A 694-nucleotide genomic window follows, 5' to 3' on the forward strand; every position below is an offset into this window, starting at 1 on the left:
GATTCATGCGACCGGTGAGACCACGAACGGTCAGCTGATCGTCATCGAGACCAACTGGGTGCGTGGTACCGAACCGGCTTCGGTGTGAATCTTGATCTCGCCGTCCATCACGAAGAAGCCCTCTTCTTCTCGGTGGTGGATGTGCCAGACCGGTTCGGTACCACGCACCCAGTTGGTCTCGATGACGATCAGCTGACCGTTCGTGGTCTCACCGGTCGCATGAATCCAGAAATCCACCCCGGTCATGAAGTCACCGGTCATGTTGAAGTGGATGTCGTCACGGTGGGAGACGTAGCTCTCACCATCGCGTGAAGTTGAAGGTTGGATCTGGTCGACGTCCGCTCTCGTGGCCATGTCAATCCTCTTTCGTCGTTGTGCGCCGCGCGTCGGTGTCCGGTGTCACGGCCTTGGCAAAGTTGAGACTAGACTCACAGTCGATTGTAGTCAACACACTGTCCACTTTAAAAAACCGGCCCCACTTCAGCGAAGTCAAGCAATAAATCGACAATGTGTTGACTATCACCAACTCGTGGTGCACTCTCAGATCCACCGCGGCGCTGAAAGCAGCCCCGCTTGAAAATGGAGGTCCAACAGTGAAATTGGAGCCGGAGTTCAGCTACACCGCAGAGCTCGCCGAACCCCAGATCGTGGGTCCGGGCCCGTACGGATTGCGTCAGGTCCTGGCCGTCCCAAC

General features: G+C 56.8%; 1 protein-coding gene and 1 pseudogene. One reads left to right on the forward strand and one right to left on the reverse strand.

The annotated features are described in order from the left end of the window. Positions 1-30 precede the first annotated feature (30 nt). Positions 31-354, reverse strand: a complete 324-nt coding sequence (locus A5779_RS20865) for a cupin domain-containing protein (protein WP_236734834.1) — start codon at positions 352-354, stop codon at positions 31-33. A 239-nt stretch (positions 355-593) separates the two neighbouring features. Here A5779_RS20865 and A5779_RS34895 point away from each other — a divergent pair. Next, positions 594-694 (forward strand): annotated as a pseudogene (locus A5779_RS34895) (DUF3237 domain-containing protein); the annotation flags it as partial.

The sequence above is a fragment of the Mycolicibacterium peregrinum genome, assembly GCF_001665625.1.
Classification (GTDB): Bacteria; Actinomycetota; Actinomycetes; order Mycobacteriales; family Mycobacteriaceae; genus Mycobacterium; species Mycobacterium peregrinum_B.

Excerpts from the sequence above, each read along its gene's own strand:
- A5779_RS20865 (WP_236734834.1), bottom strand. The coding sequence starts at position 354 with ATGGCCACGAGAGCGGACGTCGACCAGATCCAACCTTCAACTTCACGC.